Genomic DNA, 17353 nt, shown 5'->3' with positions numbered 1-17353 from the left:
AACAATCAATCGCAGTATTTTCAGACGACCTACAAACCCAGTTCTCTCAGGAAACGCACGTCGTCCGCCCAGCCTGATTTGACCTTAACCCAAACCTTTAAAAACACTTTGGTATCAAACAGTTTTTCCATATCAAGGCGGGCTTCTGTGGAGATTTTTTTCAGTTTCTCCCCGCCTTTGCCGATCAGGATGGCTTTTTGGCTGTCTTTATCGACCAATACGGCGATGTAGATTCGGTAGAGGCCGTTTTCCTCTTCTTCGAATTGTTCGATTTCCACGTTCATGGCGTAGGGCAGCTCTTCGCCGAGGTAGCGGAACAGTTTTTCGCGCACGATTTCGGTGGCGAGGAAACGGCTGGAACGGTCGGTCACCATTTCTTCCGGATACATCGGCACGCTTTCGGGCAGGTAAGGTCTGAGGCGCGCGAGCAGGTTGGCGATGCCCAATCCGTGTTTGGCGCTGACGGTTTCATGCCCTGCAAATTTGAATTCTGCACTGATTTGGTCGATAAATTCCTGCAAACCGCTGCCCGCTTTGTTTTTGTCGATTTTGTTGATAACGAGGATGACGGGCGTGTTTGTCGGCAGTTGTTTCATCACGATGCGGTCGGCATCGGTAAAGCGCATGGCTTCGACGACGAAAACGACGGCATCGACGCCGCTCAACGCTTCGGTGACGTTTTGATTGAGGCGGTCGTTCAGGGCGTTGCGGTGTTTGGTTTGGAAGCCGGGCGTATCGACGAAAACGAATTGGGCGGTGTCGTCGGTGTAAATGCCGGTAACGCGGTTGCGCGTGGTTTGGGCTTTTTTACTGGTGATGCTGATTTTTTGCCCGATAAGGTGGTTCATCAGCGTGGATTTGCCGACGTTGGGGCGGCCGACAATGGCGACGAAGCCGCAGCGGTAGTCGGCGGGGTGGTTGGATTCGTTTTGCAGGAAGGTTTCTATGTCCATGATGGCTTTCTGTTTGAAGTTTCAGACGACTTTTTTGTATCCATAGGTCGTCTGAAAAATAAATCGGCTATTTTTTTGCTTTTTTCAAAGGATGGTGTTGCTCGAGCCATTGCAGCGCTTCTTTGGCAGCTTGCTGCTCGGCAACCTTGCGGCTGCTGCCTTGTGCTTTGCAGATGAAGCCGAGTTCGCCCAAATCGCATGAAATCAGGAACATACTGTCATTGGCATGACCGATTTGTTCTTCAATGCGGTATTTGGGCAGGGCAAGGCGGCGGGCTTGGAGGGCTTCTTGCAGGGCGGTTTTGTTGTCTTTGCCCTGCGTTTTGAAATCAGCGCGTTTGACGCGTTCGGCATACAAGTGCCGCACCACTTTCTCCGCCTCGGCGAAATCCGCGTCAAAGCTGACGGCGGCAAACATCGCTTCCATAGCATCGGCAAGGATGGAGGGCCGTCTGAATCCGCCGCTTTTCAACTCGCCCGCGCCCAAATAAAGCCCGTCGCCGACATTCATTTCCAAAGCGATTTCTGCCAACACGCCTTCATTGACCAAGCTCGCGCGCAAACGCGACAACTCGCCCTCGGTCAGCCTGGGGAACGCGTCAAACAACATTTTAGCGACGGTGTAGTTCAAAATCGAATCGCCGACAAACTCGAAACGCTCGTTGTTTTTCGCATGGTAGCTTCGGTGGGTCAGCGCCTGCTGCAAAAGCGCGGTATCTTTGAAATGGTAACCCAGTTTATTCTGAATGGCGGTATGCGCCTGCTGTTTTAACACATCTGTTTTCATGAGGACGTTTGTCTTTCTTCTTGCTTCGGAATATTGGGCGGACGGCGGCAAAAATTCAGCCTCCCAAACCAACCCGAATGCGTTTCTGCACTTCATGCAAATACGGAAACACTTTAAGGCTGCAATAGTCGTCTGAAACACAGTTCAGCCCGTTTCAGACGACCAGCATTGTACCATCAAACCATAAGCGGCAAATATAAAGATACACGGTGCAGAGCCAGCCCTAATCATGATAAAATCCGCACAATTTTTACGGCATGCACACACCGCAATGAATAAATTTGCCCAAGCCCTCTCAGCCGCACTCGACCGCTGCATCGTGACCAACACGGTAGCCAAACAAGGCGAACCCGTCGGCTTCCTCTACCGCGAAGCCCCCGTTTTCGAAAACGACAGCGGCTGGCGTTTCTTCAGCGGCGACGAGACCGACGAATACACCGACGACCCCGACAATTTCAGCGTCGTCAGCCTTTCCGAAATCACCCAGTCCAATCCCGCCATCGCCGCGCTGATAACCCAACCCGAAGGCAGCGCATGGGAAATCGGCGAAGACGGTGAGTTTCAAGCCGTTGCCGACTGGCAGCCGCAGGAATAAATCCCCAATATCGTTTTCAGAAAAGCCACACGTCGTCTGAAAACCCGTTTACCGCTCAAAATACAAGGAAACACCATGAACATCATCGCCCCGAACCTCGACGGCGCACACCTGCGCATCGGCATCGTACAAGCCCGCTTTACCAACGAAATCGGCAGCGAAATGCTCAAAGTCTGCTGCCGCACCCTGCAAGAATTGGGCGTAGCCGACAACAACATCACCATCGCCACCGTACCCGGCGCGCTCGAAGTACCGCTCGTCCTGCAAAACATGGCAGCCTCCGAGCAATACGACGCGCTGATTGCCATCGGCGTCGTCATCCGCGGCGAAACCTACCACTTCGAACTCGTTTCCAACGAATCCGGTTCAGGCGTAACCCGTGTCGGACTCGACTACAACATCCCCATCGCCAACGCCATCCTGACCACCGAAAACGACGAGCAAGCCGTCGCCCGTATTGAAGAAAAAGCTGCCGACGCCGCCAAAGTCGCCGTCGAGTGTGCCAACCTTGTCAACCATCTGATCGAAGAGCAGTTTGACGACGAAGAAGAATAAGCCCGAACGCGAAACCCGTAGCTTTGCCGCATTCCGGTTTCGCCCGCCTGCTGAACAAACCGTTTTCAGACGACCCGTCATCCGACAGAGGTCGTCTGAAACATTCATTACCGCACCCACCGTGCCGCCAACGAAGGAATCCCCATGAAAACCCCACGCCGCCGCGCCCGCGAGTTAGCCGTACAAGCCCTCTACCAAGCCGGCATCAACAACACCGCCGCCCCTGAAATCGCTAAAAACATCCAAGACCAGCCCGACTTCGCCAAAGCGGACGAAGAGCTGTTCAACAAACTCTTCTTCGGCACGCACACCCACGCCGCTGAATACATCCAACAAATCCGCCCCCTGCTCGACCGCGACGAAAAAGACCTCAGCCCCATCGAACGCGCCGTCCTGCTGATGGCATGCCACGAATTGAGCGCGATGCCCGAAACCCCCTACCCCGTCATCATCAACGAAGCCATCGAAGTGACCAAAACCTTCGGCGGCACCGACGGACACAAATTCGTCAACGGCATCCTCGACAAACTCGCCGCCCAACTGCGCCCGAATGACCCGAAGCGCGGCAACGTATAATCCATTGAGTAATCATAAAAAGGTCGTCTGAAAATTTCAGACGACCTTTTTGGCTTAAATTTAATTAAAGAGCTTGTTCTTGTCGTTGTATTACTCACCCCATATTCTTTTATCATGGAATATAACTACAAAATACAAAAATACAACAATCAAAGAGAAACTTTACAAGAAAAAACTTGCATTACTTCCGCTTAAAGCGCATAATTCATCCCGTTAGCTGGTTCGAGTAGTCAGTTAATAGTTTCTCCTCTATTTCTCCTTTGTAGACTTGGCACACATCCTATTGATGTGTGCATTTTTTTTTGCTTTTTTCTTTCAATCTAAGATATAAGCAAAGAAGTTGCAATCTTTCATATTTCCCTATCTACTATCTACCAGTGTAATTATTCTAATATTAGCTTCTGTTCTGCACTCAATCCAAATCCAACACGGTTTCTTCTTTTACTTCCTCCATCACCACATAACTTCGGCTTTCCGCAGCAGCAGGCAGGTGCAGCAAAATATTGCCCAACATATCCCGATAGGCCGACATATCGGGCAGGCGAACTTTAATCAGATAATCGTATTCGCCCGATACCAAGTGGCATTCCAAAATTTGCGGAATCCTCATGACTTCCCGACGAAAATCTTCAAAAATATTGCCTGATTTCGAACGCAGCTTCAATTCAACAAAAATCAACAACCCTTTGCCCAATAAATTCGGATTGAGGCGGGCGTGATAGCCTGTAATGAAATTATCGCGCTCCAGCCGTTTGACGCGCTCGGTAACAGGCGTAGTCGAAAGACCCACTTTCTCCGCCAATTCCGTCATCGGTATCCGGGCATTTTGTTGCAGAATTTTTAAAATTTTCAGATCGGTTTTATCCAGTTCTTTCATACTGCTTTTCCTTTTGAATGTCATTTAATAGGGATAATACATACGAAATTATTAAAAATAAAGTGAATATCCCTAATAAAAATATCCTAAACTAGCCATTCATAATCAAAAATAATTTTAAGGAGAAAAAAATATGAAGCTGATTGTTTTGGGCGCAGGTATCGCCGGAGTTTCAACCGTATGGTATTTGGCTTCCGAAGGGCATGACGTAACCGTCATCGACCGCGCTGAGGATGTGGCAATGGAAACCAGCTTTGCCAATGCCGGGCAGCTCTCTTACGGCTACACCACGCCTTGGGCGGCTCCGGGTATTCCGCTCAAGGCCTTGAAGTGGATGTTCAAGCAACACTCGCCCTTAATTTTTCAGCCCGACGGAAGTCTGTTTCAAATCCGCTGGCTCAAACAAATGCTGGACAACTGTACGGCAGAGCGTTATCAAATCAATAAAGAGAGGATGGTTCGGATTTCGGAATACAGCCGTGAAATGTTCCGTCTTTTTAAAGAACAGGAAAACATTGATTTTGAGGGTAGAAACAAGGGGACTTTGCAAATCTTCCGCACGCAAAAAGAAGTTGCCGCGGCTGAAAAAGACATTGCCGTTTTAGAACGTTACGGCGTTCCCCTACGTCGTCTGAAACCTGAAGAATGCTTGGAATTCGAACCCGCGCTACACCATGCTTTACCTAAAATCGCAGGCGGATTGCACCTTCCTGCCGATGCCACCGGCGATTGCCGTCTGTTTACCCGAAAACTGCGCGATTTGTGCATACAGAAAGGCGTGCGTTTTGAATTCGGACATCACATACGTCGCATCATACACGACCGATGCCGCATTACTGCCGTTGAAACCGACCAAGGACAGTTTGAGGCAGACGCATTCGTATGCGCCTTAGGCTGTTTCAGCAGAACGGTTTTGGAGGATTTGGGCTGGGATTTGCCGATTTATCCGGTAAAAGGCTATTCATTGACCCTCCCTGTCGTTCATGATGAAAAAGCACCGGTTTCCACCGTTCTTGATGAAACATACAAAGTTGCCATCACCCGCTTCGACAAACGCATCCGCGTCGGCGGTATGGCGGAGTTGTCAGGTTACGGATTGCATTTATCCGAAAAACGCCGTGCTACTTTGGCATTGGTCGTCAACGACCTTTTCCCGGGCGGCGGAGATTTGCAGCAGGCGGAATTTTGGAGCGGGTTACGGCCGATGACGCCCGACAGCACGCCGCTTATCGGCAAAACACCATTGGAAAACCTGTTTCTGAACACAGGACACGGGACTTTAGGTTGGACTATGTCGCTCGGCTCTGCCAAACTGACCGCCGATATAGTCTGCGGTAAGGAAACCGAAATCCGCAGCGATGATTTGGGTTTGTCTCGTTACACGAAAGTTTGACGGCGCAATGCACTGTCTTTGTAAAAAGGTCGTCTGAAAACGGATATAGCAAGTTTCCTCAAACCTGTATTCCGACTTTTCAGACGACCTTTTTCAATTCGATATTGTATTGTCGCAGGTAAAGTCCACATTGAGGCACTTTGGGTTTTCAACCCGCTACACTTATTAGAGTAGGTGAGGTTGCCGATATGGCAAAGGTCGTCTGAAAGCCTGGAGTTAAGGTTTCAGACGACCTTTGATTTTTTTATCCGCCCAATTTCCTACTCAAACTTTCCGTATATTCTTCCCGCTCGGCGCGGCTGGTTTCGGGGAGGTGGGTGTTGAGGGACGACCATTTCCACCTGCTGCGTGCTTTGTTGAGTTCGGACGGGAGTTTGTCCGGCGTCCAGGGCGCTTTGCGGCTGTGCAACTCGACTTGCGATTGCGCCGCGTGGCCGCGCGTTTGCAGGATGTGGAGCAAATCAAGGGCGCGGGCGGCGAGCAGGGTCAGGGTTTCGGGGTCGGTGTGCAGGGTTTGGCGGCCGTTGAGCTTGTCTGAAATGGTTCGGGTATTGGGCAGGATGCCGCCGAGAAAGCCGCCGATTGCCGTACCCAATCCGAGCGAACCGCCGAGCGTGGCGATGTCCAGTCCCAAGCCGATGAGTGCGCCGGTTGCCGCGCCAGTGCCGGTACGGATGCCGTATTCTTTGAGCAATTCGCTGTCAAACGGGTCTTGATGGAAGGCTTTGGGCACCCAGTCGCCGCTGTCGATTTCGCTGTGGTAGAAGCGGTAGAGGCCAAACAGCCGCTGCTGCATCTGCCGTTCGAGCTGGCGTATTTCCGCCTGCATGGTTTGCAGGACGGGCGCAGGGTCGTCGTTTTCGTCGATTTCCTGCGTGAAGGCGGCAACGTCGAGCAGGAAACCTGCGATTTCGTGGCGCGCTTCTTTATCCAAACGCGTCCATTCGCGGCGACGGGAGGCGGTCAGGCGGTCAATGATGTCATGCTGCGGCAACATGGTGGCGAGCTTGTTCCAAAGGTTCAATTCGCCTTCAAAATCGAAGGCGACGGTATCGAACCCTGCGAAAACGTGCAAGTTTCTCCGCGCCAGCATGGTTGTCCACGCTTCGGGAAGCTGTCCGCCGGTAAAGTTGAACACGGGCATAACCGGTTTGGCGCACCATGAAAGGATGGTCAATTCATCCCGATATTTGTCGAGGACGGGTTCGCGCGCGTCGATGACGTACAACGCCATGTCGCTTTGCAAAAGCTGCCGCAGCACTTTGGCTTCTTGGTTGAAATCGTGATGTGCGCCGTCGCTGTCGAGAAACTGTTGCAGCCGCTCGATGCCGTCGGCGCGCGCATCCGTATGGGTTTCAAGCCAGTCCAAAACGCCGCCCGCGTCTTCAAGTCCGGGCGTGTCGTACAGATACAGCAGCGTATCGGCGCCGTCGGTAATCGCGGCTTCTTCAACATGGCGCGTGGTGGACGGGGCGTTTTTGACTTCGCCAAAGCCGCTGTCGCGCAACAAGGTGCGCAGGAGCGAGGTTTTGCCGGTATTGGTATGCCCGACGACGGCGAGGGAAAGGGGTTGTTTATTCATGATGTTTTTGAAGAATGGATTTTCAGACGACCTTTTTTAGGATGGCGGTTTTATGTGGCGTTTCAAGTGCGGTCATTGGTTTTTCAGACGACCTTCCTGCGCCGCCTTATCAGGTTCCAGCCATGCCACGTCGCACTCTGCCAGCGCATTGCGCCAGTGGTTCAATGTTTCGGACAGGTCGTCTGAAAGCGTCCGCTCCGTCAGAAGCTGTACCACCGCCCCGCCCTGCGCCGCTTCGGAGAGTCGGACAATCTGCCGCAACACGCCGCGGTCGGGGACGGTTTCCGCGCGTACGCCGATGAGAAGCTGGGCGGGTTTCTGTTTCAACTCGTTTTCCAAAGCGGCAACTTCTTCCCGATTCGCCGCCACGCCTTTATCCAGCCATTCCTGCGCCAGCCTGCCCGTAAACCATGTGCCTTCGTGCCATTCGGTTTCCAGCATGACTGCCCACTTGGGCGCGTCGTTTAAAGTGATTTTCGGAGAAACGGCGGACACGGTTTCCCGACGCGTATCTGCATCGACAATTTTGTTCTGCCAGCGGCGGATGACCGCCTGATAATAAGGCTTCTCCAAATCGAGCTTGCTTTGGCTTGTTTTTAAAAAGATTTTGCATACTGCCCAAGCCAACAGGCGCGGCAGGATGCCGTAGCAGGCTATGCTGCCGACCAACAAGCCCGACCACGCGCGCGCATCGGCGATGATGCCGTTCAGACGACCTTCGACCACCGCCCGCGCATCGGGGGCAGGGAAACCGAGTTTCGACGGCAGCCATGCCAGCATTTCCACCGCGCGTACCGAAGCGGCATTGCTCAACAGCGTGCTTTCCCAGTTGAACGTATATTGCCGCACCAAAAGCAGCAGCAATACCGACACCAGCATCCCGCTCAGGGTGCAGAGCCATAGACTGTGTGAAGTCACTCCGGCAATCCAACGCGCCGAAGGCTGCCGCCATTCGTCCGCATACAGCCGAAACACCGCCTGATTGACGGGGTCTTTACCCCGAAACCACGTCGCCGGACTACTGAAAAACCGCCCCACTTTCACGCGCAGGAACAGCGATGCCAACCATACCGCCAACATCAGCGTATTCATACCCAACACGCCCGCCAAAATCAGGAAGAAATTCAGCCCTTGGCTGTCCATCAAAAGGTAAGTGCCGGAAAAGCCGCCGCTAAACATCATCGTCGCCGCCACGATCCACAACCAAAACGACCCGGTACGCACTTGCTCCAAGGTATGACTAAGCCGGCGGTCTCTGTCTATCATCTCCGCGCGGCGGATGATTTTTCCTTCCACGCCGCCCTCGACATGACGCAACGCCTCCGTCGCCTGCACGGGATCGCCGGCAAAAATATAGCCGCCCTCTTCCAAAATACGGACAAGTTCGGCGAGTTTTCGGGATGGGTTCAACATAAAAAGGTCGTCTGAAAGGGATAGTGAAAACGCAAAGATTTTATCACAGCCCTTTTCATCCGTAGGCAGGATTCTTGAGTCCGGCGTTTTTATAGCAAATGGCAAGGTTCACTTCTTTTTAACCCCTTGTCTGCCACCAGCAATCATTTCCGCGCAAGCGGTAATTTATTGGAAACCCCAATAAAGAGATATTGGCAAATCGTCGGTAAAATTCAAAACCAGCTTTCAGACTGTGTGGCAATGATGAAAAATAAAAACTAAGTACCAAAAAGGTCGTCTGAAAACCTTTGAATACAGGTTTTCAGACGACCTTTCATGTTTACAGTTTTACCGTAATACTTTTACAGCTTTGCCAATGCCTGATTGAACGTTGCGCTCGGGCGCATGGCTTCGGCGGCTTTTGCTGCGTCGGGGGCGTAGTAGCCGCCGATGTCGGCTGCTTTGCCTTGTACGGCAGAAAGTTCTTCAACGATTTTGGCTTCATCGGCAGTCAAAGCGGCTGCTAACGGCGCAAACGCTGCTTTCAATTCCGCGTCTTTATCCTGCGCTGCCAGCTCTTGCGCCCAGTAGAGGGTGAGGTAGAAATGGCTGCCGCGGTTGTCGAGTTCGCCTGCTTTGCGTTTGGGCGATTTGTCGTTCAACAGCAGTTTTTCGGTGGCGGCATCCAGTGTATCGGCGAGGACTTGGGCTTTGGTGTTGCCGGTTTTTTGCGCTAGATGTTCAAACGATACGGCGAGTGCGAGGAATTCGCCCAGTGAGTCCCAACGCAGGTGGTTTTCTTCGAGGAACTGTTGGACGTGTTTCGGTGCGGAGCCGCCCGCGCCGGTTTCAAACATACCGCCGCCGTTCATAAGGGGAACGATAGACAGCATTTTCGCGCTGGTGCCGAGTTCCAAAATCGGGAACAGGTCGGTCAGATAATCGCGCAAGACGTTGCCGGTTACGGAAATGGTGTCTTCGCCGTTTTTCAGACGACCCAAGCTGAACTTGGCGGCTTCTTCAGGCGCGAGGACGCGGATGTCGAGGCCGTCGGTATCCAGTTCGGCAAGGTAGGCGTTGACTTTGGCAAGCAGGCTTTTATCGTGCGGACGGTTTTCGTCGAGCCAGAACACGGTGGGCGTGTTGCTCAGGCGGGCGCGGTTGACGGCGAGTTGTACCCAGTCTTTGACGGGCGCGTCTTTGGTTTGGCACATACGCCAGATGTCGCCTGCCTCAACTTCGTGCTGCATTAGGACTTTGCCCGCTGCATCAATGACTTGAACTTGGCCGTCGGCTTCGATTTCGAAGGTTTTATTGTGCGAACCGTATTCTTCGGCTGCTTGCGCCATCAGGCCGACGTTGGGCACGGTACCCATGGTTGTCGGGTCAAACGCGCCGTGTTCGCGGCAGAAGTCGATGGTTGCTTGATAAACGCCTGCGTAGCTGCTGTCCGGAATGACGGCTTTGGTGTCTTGCGCTTTGCCGTCTTTATCCCACATACGGCCGGAATTGCGGATCATCGCAGGCATAGAAGCATCGACGATGACATCGCTGGGAACGTGCAGGTTGGTGATGCCTTTGTCGGAATCAACCATGGCCAAATCGGGGTTGGCAGCGTAAACGGCGGCGATTTCGGCTTCGACGGCAGCGCGGGTGTCCGCATCCAGTTTGTCCAGATTGGCAAGCAGGTTGCCGAAGCCGTTGTTGACGTTGACGCCGGCGGCAGCCAGTTTGTCGCCGAATTTTTCAAAGACGGGCGCGAAGAACACTTTGACGGCGTGTCCGAAGATAATCGGGTCGGACACTTTCATCATGGTGGCTTTCATGTGCAGCGAGAACAATACGCCTTTTGCTTTCGCGTCTTTTACTTGCTCGGCAAGGAAGGCGAGCAGGGCTTTTTTGCTCATCACGGTCGCGTCGATGATTTCGCCGGCTTTCAGGGCGACGGGCTCGCGCAACTCTTTCTTGTTGCCTTGTTTATCGGTGAACACGATGGATACGGAAGTCGCATCAGGTACGGTAACGGATTGTTCGTTATGGAAAAAGTCGCCGCTTTGCATGGTGGCAACGTGGGTTTTGGAGTCTTTCGTCCATGCGCCCATGCTGTGCGGATTTTTTTTCGCAAAGTTTTTCACCGCTTTCGGCGCGCGGCGGTCGGAGTTGCCTTCACGCAAAACGGGGTTGACCGCGCTGCCTTTGATGCGGTCGTAACGTTCGCGCACGGCTTTTTCTTCATCGGTTTGCGGGTCGGCGGGATAATCAGGGACGGCAAAGCCTTTTGCCTGCAATTCTTTAATCGCGGCGGTCAGTTGCGGTACGGATGCGCTGATGTTCGGCAGTTTGATTACGTTTGCATCGGGTTGTTTCACCAATTCGCCCAATTCGGCAAGCGCGTCGGGTACGCGCTGCGCTTCGGTCAGATGTTCGGGGAACGCCGCCAAAATGCGGCCGGACAGGGAAATATCGCTGGTTTTGACTTCGATACCGGCATGGCGGGTAAACGCCTGCACAATCGGCAGCAGGGATTGGGTCGCCAGCGCGGGGGCTTCGTCGGTATGGGTGTAGATAATGGTGGCTTTGCTAGTCATGGGATATTCTCTTGTAGGTTAGGTTTTTCTTTTCGAATGCGGCACAAAAGCGCGCTGCGTGGCTATTATGGCATATTTCGGCAGGCTTGGGATATGGTTTTAATATGTTATCAAGCGGCTTGTAAAAAGGTCGTCTGAAACGGCTGTGATAGCGTTTTCAGACAACCTTTGGTGGAGTTTAACTCAGATTATTGGGCATATTTTTTACCCAAAGCTTCAGCAGCTTTTTGTACTTCCTGATTGGCTTGGCGTAAAACCGTTTCCATATTGTGGGTTTTGTCTTGGTATGCCTTCATGAATTGGACAGCTTCTTTGTCTTTCATGTCAATCTTTAGGGCAGTAGCATTTTCGCTGGACAGGATGATCATTTCATTGGCTGTTTTGCTTGTTTGCAGCATACGATCAAGAACGGCTTTGACTTCAGCATCTTGAATATTGAGTTTCTCGACATCTTGAAGGTATTTATCAAGAGCGGGTGTCAACTCTTTGACAGCTGCAAGTGCGGCTGCTTCATCACCTTGTAATGCCGTTTGTTGCAGCTTGGAAGCCATTTGCGCAATTTTTTGTGCTTCCGCTCCTGAGATATATTCCATGAATTTCTTCAGGTCTTCCAAACCGGTTGGCGATTTTTTGTCGGAAATGGTAATCGGCTCTGCCAATTTAGGATCGGGAACGGGGAATTTATTGATGATTTCAGCGTATTTGCCGGAGAGGGTAACTTCGCCCTCGGCTGTTTGTACGGTAGTGGGTTTGCTGTCAGCCGATTTGCCGGAGTCGCCACAGGCTGCTAATGCCGCAGCGATGAATAATGCCAAGCCGAATTTGGTTAAGGTGTTCATAAGATTCCTTTGAAGAAATAGGCAGAGAATTGATACCATCGAAATGATAGACAGTTCATTCTAACACGGACTTAATTGATATACTTAAGGCTATTTGAATGGAATGGTAGGTTTTTATAGTGGGTCAACTTCAAATCACAACAAAGTAATACCCTGTGCTGGTCTAATAAACTTAACCCACTATATAAAAAAGGTCGTCTGAAAACCGCTATCCTTTAAAGGGAAATGGTTTTCAGACGACCTTTTGTCTTAATCGTTCAATCCGGTTTTATTCTTCGTCACCCGTATCGCTGATACTGATGCTGTGTTCCATCCGGCTCGGGTGGACTTTCAAGCCGCCGCAGCCGGATTTCTCGGCGGACAGGCGGTCGAGGTAGGCTTGGTCGATGTCGCCGGTTTGATAGATGCCGTTGAAACAGGACGAATCGAAGGACTCGATTTTCGGATTGAGTGCTTTGACGACGGCTTCCAAATCGCTCAAACTTTGGAAAACGATGCCGTCCGCGCCGATTTCGGCGGCAATTTCCGCCGCGCTGCGCCCGTTGGCAATTAATTCTTCGCGTGTGGGCATGTCGATGCCGTACACATTGGGATAGCGCACTTCGGGGGCGGCGGAGGCGATATAGACTTTGCGTGCGCCCGCTGCGCGTACCATTTCGACGATTTCGCGGCTGGTCGTCCCGCGCACGATGGAGTCGTCCACCAGCAACACGCTTTTGCCTTCAAACTCGGTTTCCATCGGGCTGAGTTTTTGGCGCACGGATTTTTTGCGCGTCGCCTGGCCGGGCATGATAAAGGTGCGGCCGATATAGCGGTTTTTAATCAAACCTTCGCGGTAAGGTTTTTTGAGGTGGACGGCAAGTTCCATCGCGCTGGGGCGGCTGGTGTCGGGAATGGGCATCACGACGTCGATGTCGTCCACGGGCAGCTCGCGTTTGATTTTTTCCGCTAAGGACACGCCCATGTCCAAGCGCGATTGGTAAACCGATACGCCGTCGATCACGGAGTCGGGACGGGCAAAATAGACGTATTCAAACAGGCAGGGACTGAGTTTGGCGCGGTCGCTGCATTGACGGGCAATCAGTGTGCCGTCAAAGCCGACGAATACTGCTTCGCCCGGCTGGATATCGCGTTCCAAATCGTAGGCAAGCGCATTGAAGGCAACAGATTCGGAGGCGACGGCATAGGATTTTCTGCCTGCTTCGTCGGTTTGAGAACCCAACACCAGAGGACGGATGCCGTAAGGATCACGAAAAGCGACCATGCCGTAGCCCGCAATCATGGCAACCACGCCGTATGCGCCACGCACAAGGCGGTGGACTTCGGCAATAGCGTTGAAAATATTGTCGATATTGAGCCGGTGGGGATTGGCGTTTTTAGAGACTTCGCGGCGCAATTCGTGCGCGAATACGTTGAGCAAGACCTCGGAATCGGAGCTGGTGTTGACGTGGCGCAGGTGTTTGTTGCACACGTTTTCATACAGTTCGGCGGTATTGGTGAGGTTGCCGTTGTGCGCCAAAACGATGCCGAAAGGCGAGCTGACGTAGAAAGGTTGCGCCTCCGCGCTGCTGCCCGCGTTGCCCGCCGTAGGATAACGGACATGGGCGATGCCCGCGTTGCCGATCAAATCGCGCATATTGCGTGTGCGGAACACTTCGCGCACCATGCCTTTGCCTTTGTGCATGTGAAACGTGCCGCCTTCGGCCGTTACAATGCCCGCCGCATCCTGCCCCCTGTGTTGCAACATCTGCAAACCGTCGTACAGAAGCTGGTTTACCGGCTCATGGCTGACCAAACCTAATACACCGCACATATCGTCTTCTCCGAATTCGAGGTTAACTTGGAAACTAGAATTATAGAATAAATCGGACAAAGTTGCCCAAATTGTTGACAATATTTTCATGTCAACCCCAAAAATACGGAAACGTCGTCTGAACAAACGGCTGGAGTTTTTCAGACGACCTTTGCGGCAGACCATCCCTATTTCAATATACAATAGCAGCTCAAACCCTATTCCTACCACACCATGACTGCCAACCGCACCCTCATCATCTCCGTCTTCATCGTCGCCAGTTGCGGCCTCGCCTACGAACTCATCATCGCCGCGCTGGCGAGCTATCTTTTGGGCGACAGCATTTTGCAGTTTTCCTCCGTCATCGGGCTTTATCTCTTCTCGATGGGCATAGGCGCGCACCTGACCCGCTACATCAAAGACGAAGACGTGCTGCACCGCTTTATCGAAATCGAACTTCTGGTCGGCATCATCGGCGGCATTTCCGCGCTGGCATTATTCGTCGCCTTCGGGCTTTCCGCCGCCCCGTTCCGCACCCTGCTCTACGCCTTCGTACTGATTGTCGGCGCGGTCGTCGGCATGGAAATCCCGTTGGTGATGCGCGTGTTAAACCGCAAAGGCGCAGAATTTAAAGAACTCGTTTCCAAAGTCCTGACCTTCGACTATTTGGGCGCACTCGCTGTTTCCCTGCTCTTCCCGCTTCTCTTAGCCCCCAAACTCGGCATGGCGCGTTCCGCCCTCTTGTTCGGCATCCTCAACGCCGCCGTCGCCTACCTGACCGCGCGCGTATTCAAAGCCGAATTGCCCCGCTACCGCGCCATCCGCCTGCGCGCGCTGATTGTCTTGTCCGTCCTCGCCGCCGCCTTCGCCTACGCCGACCGCATCTCCTTCAAAGCCGAACAAAGCTATTTCGGTGACCCCGTCGTCTATCAAAGCCACTCGCCCTACCAACGGCTCGTCGTTACCCGCTGGAAAGACGACACCCGCCTCTACATCAACGGCAACCTGCAATTCTCCTCGCGCGACGAAGTCCGTTACCACGAAGCCCTCGTCCTGCCCGCCATGCAGATGGTTTCCCACACCTCCCGCATCCTCATCCTCGGCGGCGGCGACGGGCTGGCGGCGCGCGAAGTCTTGAAATACCCGCAGGTCAAACACGTTACCCTGGTCGATTTAGACCCCGACATGACCGCTACCTTTAAAACCTCCGCCGCCTTAAGCGCGCTCAACCAAGGCTCGCTATCCCATCCCAAAATGCACGTCGTCAACGACGATGCCGCCAAATGGCTGGAGGGGTCGTCTGAAAAATTCGATGTCATCATCATCGACCTACCCGACCCGTCCAATTTCTCACTGGGCAAACTCTACTCCGTCCCCATGTACCGCCTCGTCGCCCGCCATCTTCATCCGCAGGGCAAAATCGTCGTCCAATCCACCTCGCCCTACTTCGCCCCCAACGCCTACTGGTCGGTCGTCGCCACCCTCGAAGCCGCCGGCCTTTCCACCGCGCCTTATCACGTTTACGTCCCCTCCTTCGGCGAATGGGGATTTGTATTAGCAGGCTTCGATAAGCAATTCCCCGTCCCGCAGAAATTCGACGTTCCCACACGTTATCTAAACGCCCAAACCGCCGCCGAAATGTTCCGCTTCCCGCCCGATATGGCAAGGCGCAAGGTCGAGCCGAACTATCTGAACAACCAAATCCTCGTCAGCTATTTCGAAAGCGACTGGCACAACGTCATCCGTTGAGCTTTTTCCCAAAACAAAGGTCGGCGGATTCGCATTTGAAGTGCAACTTTCCCTAACAGAAAAAGGCCAGTATGCGGTAGCATACGGCCTTTCCTGCAAGAAAGATTGCCATGAGCTACACACAACTGACCCAAGACGAACGATACCATATCCAATACCTGTCCCGCCACTGCACCGTCACAGAAATCGCCAAACAGCTTAACCGCCACAAAAGCACCATCAGCCGCGAAATCAGACGGCACCGCACCCAAGGGCAGCAATACAGTGCCGAAAAAGCACAGAAGCAGAGCCGGACTATCAAACAGCGTAAGCGAAAGCCCTATAAGCTTGATTCGCAGCTGATTCAACACATCGACACCCTTATCCGCCGCAAACTCAGTCCCGAACAAGTATGCGCCTACCTGCGCAAACATCACGGGATAACACTCCACCACAGCACCATTTACCGCTACCTCCGCCAAGACAAAAGCAACGGCGGCACCTTGTGGCAACACCTCAGAATATGCAGCAAACCCTACCGCAAACGCTACGGCAGCACATGGACCAGAGGCAAAGTGCCCAACCGCGTCGGCATAGAAAACCGACCCGCCATCGTCGACCAGAAAGCCCGCATCGGCGATTGGGAAGCCGACACCATCGTCGGCAAAGGACAGAAAAGCGCATTACTGACCTTGGTCGAACGCGTTACCCGCTACACCATCATCTGCAAATTGGACAGCCTCAAAGCCGAAGACACTGCTCTGGCAGCCATTAGGGTATTAAGGGCACATAAAGCCAGAGTCCACACCATCACCATGGACAACGGTAAAGAATTTTACCAACACACCAAAATAGCCAAAGCATTGAAAGCGGAGACTTATTTTTGCCGCCCCTACCATTCTTGGGAGAAAGGGCTGAATGAGAACACCAACGGACTCATCCGACAATATTTCCCCAAGCAAACCGATTTCCGAAACATCAGCGATCGGGAGATACGCAGGGTTCAAGATGAGTTGAACCACCGGCCAAGAAAAACACTTGGCTACGAAACGCCAAGTGTTTTATTCTTGAATCTGTTCAAACCACTGATACACTAGTGTTGCACTTGAAATCCGAATCCAAGGTCGTCTGAACATTTTCAGACGACCTTTTGACTACCGGCTTTCAACTCTTTCTCTTATTTTTTCGAATTTGCCAACCCAAAGTCGGGCTATAGCTAAATTATAGTAGATTAAATTTAAACCAGTACGGCGTTGCCTCGCCTTGCCGTACTATTTGTACTGTCTGCGGCTTCGTCGCCTTGTCCTGATTTTTGTTAATCCACTATACTTTTTTTCAGATACGCAATTTACCGGTTGTCGTCATTCCTGTGCAGACGGCAATCCATTTTTGAAATTCAGAAACTGTTTTTCAAACCAAGGTTTCTCAAGTTTTACGATAGACTCCCGCCGTAGCCTGTCCTCGCGTAGGCGGGGGCGGGAATGACGGAATTTAATGATATGCCGGAATTAAAATTAAGTATGTTTGCTAGATTCGGAAGACGTTTCGAATAGGATGTCGCATCATGAGCTTTGCCAGCGAAAACTTTCCTTCCCGCCGTTCGTCCGACTGCTGCAATCTGGAGACACAGCCTGCACCACGACAACTTTTCAAACGTTCCATCAAACCCACCCCTAAAGTGAACGCTTGCTCCCCG

The 17353-nt window shown here is 52.5% G+C and carries 14 protein-coding genes; 6 read left to right on the top strand and 8 right to left on the bottom strand.

What is annotated here, in order from left to right:
- Positions 1 to 29: 29 nt before the first annotated feature.
- Together era and rnc are read right to left on the bottom strand one after the other, a co-directional pair.
- Positions 30 to 953, bottom strand: coding sequence for a GTPase Era (gene era / locus J7445_RS01445; RefSeq protein ID WP_019270737.1), 924 nt, complete (start codon positions 951 to 953; stop codon positions 30 to 32).
- 67 nt (positions 954 to 1020) lie between these two features.
- Complete coding sequence (rnc, locus tag J7445_RS01440) at positions 1021 to 1740, bottom strand: ribonuclease III (protein WP_070656692.1); 720 nt, start codon at positions 1738 to 1740, stop codon at positions 1021 to 1023.
- 271 nt (positions 1741 to 2011) lie between these two features.
- On the opposite strand from rnc, the gene J7445_RS01435 reads away from it, so the two are divergent.
- The 3 genes from J7445_RS01435 to nusB all read left to right on the top strand — a co-directional run bounded on the left by J7445_RS01435 (position 2012) and on the right by nusB (position 3466).
- A complete protein-coding gene (locus tag J7445_RS01435; protein WP_003765484.1) occupies positions 2012 to 2335 on the top strand; it encodes a DUF2185 domain-containing protein in 324 nt (107 codons plus the stop codon).
- A 75-nt stretch (positions 2336 to 2410) separates the two neighbouring features.
- Positions 2411 to 2890 carry a 6,7-dimethyl-8-ribityllumazine synthase gene (gene ribH, locus J7445_RS01430; RefSeq protein WP_070515029.1) on the top strand — a complete coding sequence of 160 codons (480 nt, stop codon included), beginning with the start codon at positions 2411 to 2413 and terminating at the stop codon, positions 2888 to 2890.
- Positions 2891 to 3034: 144 nt separating this feature from the next.
- Positions 3035 to 3466 (top strand): transcription antitermination factor NusB, encoded by a 432-nt coding sequence (gene nusB / locus J7445_RS01425; protein WP_003744263.1) that lies wholly within the window; start codon positions 3035 to 3037, stop codon positions 3464 to 3466.
- A gap of 412 nt (positions 3467 to 3878) precedes the next feature.
- Here the strand turns inward: nusB and J7445_RS01420 are convergent, their stop codons facing one another.
- Positions 3879 to 4343 carry a winged helix-turn-helix transcriptional regulator gene (locus J7445_RS01420; RefSeq protein ID WP_016687259.1) on the bottom strand — a complete coding sequence of 155 codons (465 nt, stop codon included), beginning with the start codon at positions 4341 to 4343 and terminating at the stop codon, positions 3879 to 3881.
- A 133-nt stretch (positions 4344 to 4476) separates the two neighbouring features.
- Here J7445_RS01420 and J7445_RS01415 point away from each other — a divergent pair, with 133 nt between their 5' ends.
- The gene (locus tag J7445_RS01415; RefSeq protein ID WP_070656691.1) at positions 4477 to 5736 is read left to right on the top strand and encodes a D-amino acid dehydrogenase; all 1260 of its coding nucleotides are present in this window, start codon (positions 4477 to 4479) and stop codon (positions 5734 to 5736) included.
- Positions 5737 to 5980: 244 nt separating this feature from the next.
- Here J7445_RS01415 and J7445_RS01410 read toward each other — a convergent pair whose 3' ends face one another.
- The 5 genes from J7445_RS01410 to purF form a co-directional block, all read right to left on the bottom strand.
- Positions 5981 to 7318 (bottom strand): DUF3482 domain-containing protein, encoded by a 1338-nt coding sequence (locus J7445_RS01410; protein ID WP_070656690.1) that lies wholly within the window; start codon positions 7316 to 7318, stop codon positions 5981 to 5983.
- Between the two features lie 72 nt (positions 7319 to 7390).
- Positions 7391 to 8731 (bottom strand): DUF2868 domain-containing protein, encoded by a 1341-nt coding sequence (locus tag J7445_RS01405; protein ID WP_070656689.1) that lies wholly within the window; start codon positions 8729 to 8731, stop codon positions 7391 to 7393.
- Positions 8732 to 9072: 341 nt separating this feature from the next.
- Entirely contained in the window at positions 9073 to 11298 is a 2226-nt protein-coding gene (locus tag J7445_RS01400; protein ID WP_070656688.1) for an NADP-dependent isocitrate dehydrogenase, read from the bottom strand.
- 188 nt (positions 11299 to 11486) lie between these two features.
- The gene (locus J7445_RS01395; RefSeq protein ID WP_070656687.1) at positions 11487 to 12137 is read right to left on the bottom strand and encodes a hypothetical protein; all 651 of its coding nucleotides are present in this window, start codon (positions 12135 to 12137) and stop codon (positions 11487 to 11489) included.
- 268 nt (positions 12138 to 12405) lie between these two features.
- Entirely contained in the window at positions 12406 to 13950 is a 1545-nt protein-coding gene (gene purF, locus J7445_RS01390) for an amidophosphoribosyltransferase (RefSeq protein ID WP_070656686.1), read from the bottom strand.
- Between the two features lie 213 nt (positions 13951 to 14163).
- On the opposite strand from purF, the gene J7445_RS01385 reads away from it, so the two are divergent.
- Complete coding sequence (locus J7445_RS01385) at positions 14164 to 15678, top strand: polyamine aminopropyltransferase (protein ID WP_070656685.1); 1515 nt, start codon at positions 14164 to 14166, stop codon at positions 15676 to 15678.
- Positions 15679 to 15788: 110 nt separating this feature from the next.
- Positions 15789 to 16754, top strand: coding sequence for an IS30 family transposase (locus J7445_RS01380; protein WP_209282829.1), 966 nt, complete (start codon positions 15789 to 15791; stop codon positions 16752 to 16754).
- Positions 16755 to 17353: the final 599 nt, after the last annotated feature.

The organism is Neisseria sicca, from assembly GCF_017753665.1.
GTDB classification, from domain to species: Bacteria; Pseudomonadota; Gammaproteobacteria; order Burkholderiales; family Neisseriaceae; genus Neisseria; species Neisseria flava.
The sequence above is the reverse complement of the archived record's forward strand: the minus strand, read 5'-3'. Positions and strand labels throughout refer to the sequence as shown.

Excerpts from the sequence above, each read along its gene's own strand:
- J7445_RS01395 (WP_070656687.1), bottom strand. The coding sequence starts at position 12,137 with ATGAACACCTTAACCAAATTCGGCTTGGCATTATTCATCGCTGCGGCA.
- nusB (WP_003744263.1), top strand. The coding sequence starts at position 3,035 with ATGAAAACCCCACGCCGCCGCGCCCGCGAGTTAGCCGTACAAGCCCTC.
- J7445_RS01420 (WP_016687259.1), bottom strand. The coding sequence starts at position 4,343 with ATGAAAGAACTGGATAAAACCGATCTGAAAATTTTAAAAATTCTGCAA.
- J7445_RS01380 (WP_209282829.1), top strand. The coding sequence starts at position 15,789 with ATGAGCTACACACAACTGACCCAAGACGAACGATACCATATCCAATAC.
- J7445_RS01410 (WP_070656690.1), bottom strand. The coding sequence starts at position 7,318 with ATGAATAAACAACCCCTTTCCCTCGCCGTCGTCGGGCATACCAATACC.
- J7445_RS01385 (WP_070656685.1), top strand. The coding sequence starts at position 14,164 with ATGACTGCCAACCGCACCCTCATCATCTCCGTCTTCATCGTCGCCAGT.
- J7445_RS01435 (WP_003765484.1), top strand. The coding sequence starts at position 2,012 with ATGAATAAATTTGCCCAAGCCCTCTCAGCCGCACTCGACCGCTGCATC.
- J7445_RS01415 (WP_070656691.1), top strand. The coding sequence starts at position 4,477 with ATGAAGCTGATTGTTTTGGGCGCAGGTATCGCCGGAGTTTCAACCGTA.
- J7445_RS01400 (WP_070656688.1), bottom strand. The coding sequence starts at position 11,298 with ATGACTAGCAAAGCCACCATTATCTACACCCATACCGACGAAGCCCCC.
- purF (WP_070656686.1), bottom strand. The coding sequence starts at position 13,950 with ATGTGCGGTGTATTAGGTTTGGTCAGCCATGAGCCGGTAAACCAGCTT.
- rnc (WP_070656692.1), bottom strand. The coding sequence starts at position 1,740 with ATGAAAACAGATGTGTTAAAACAGCAGGCGCATACCGCCATTCAGAAT.
- J7445_RS01405 (WP_070656689.1), bottom strand. The coding sequence starts at position 8,731 with ATGTTGAACCCATCCCGAAAACTCGCCGAACTTGTCCGTATTTTGGAA.
- era (WP_019270737.1), bottom strand. The coding sequence starts at position 953 with ATGGACATAGAAACCTTCCTGCAAAACGAATCCAACCACCCCGCCGAC.
- ribH (WP_070515029.1), top strand. The coding sequence starts at position 2,411 with ATGAACATCATCGCCCCGAACCTCGACGGCGCACACCTGCGCATCGGC.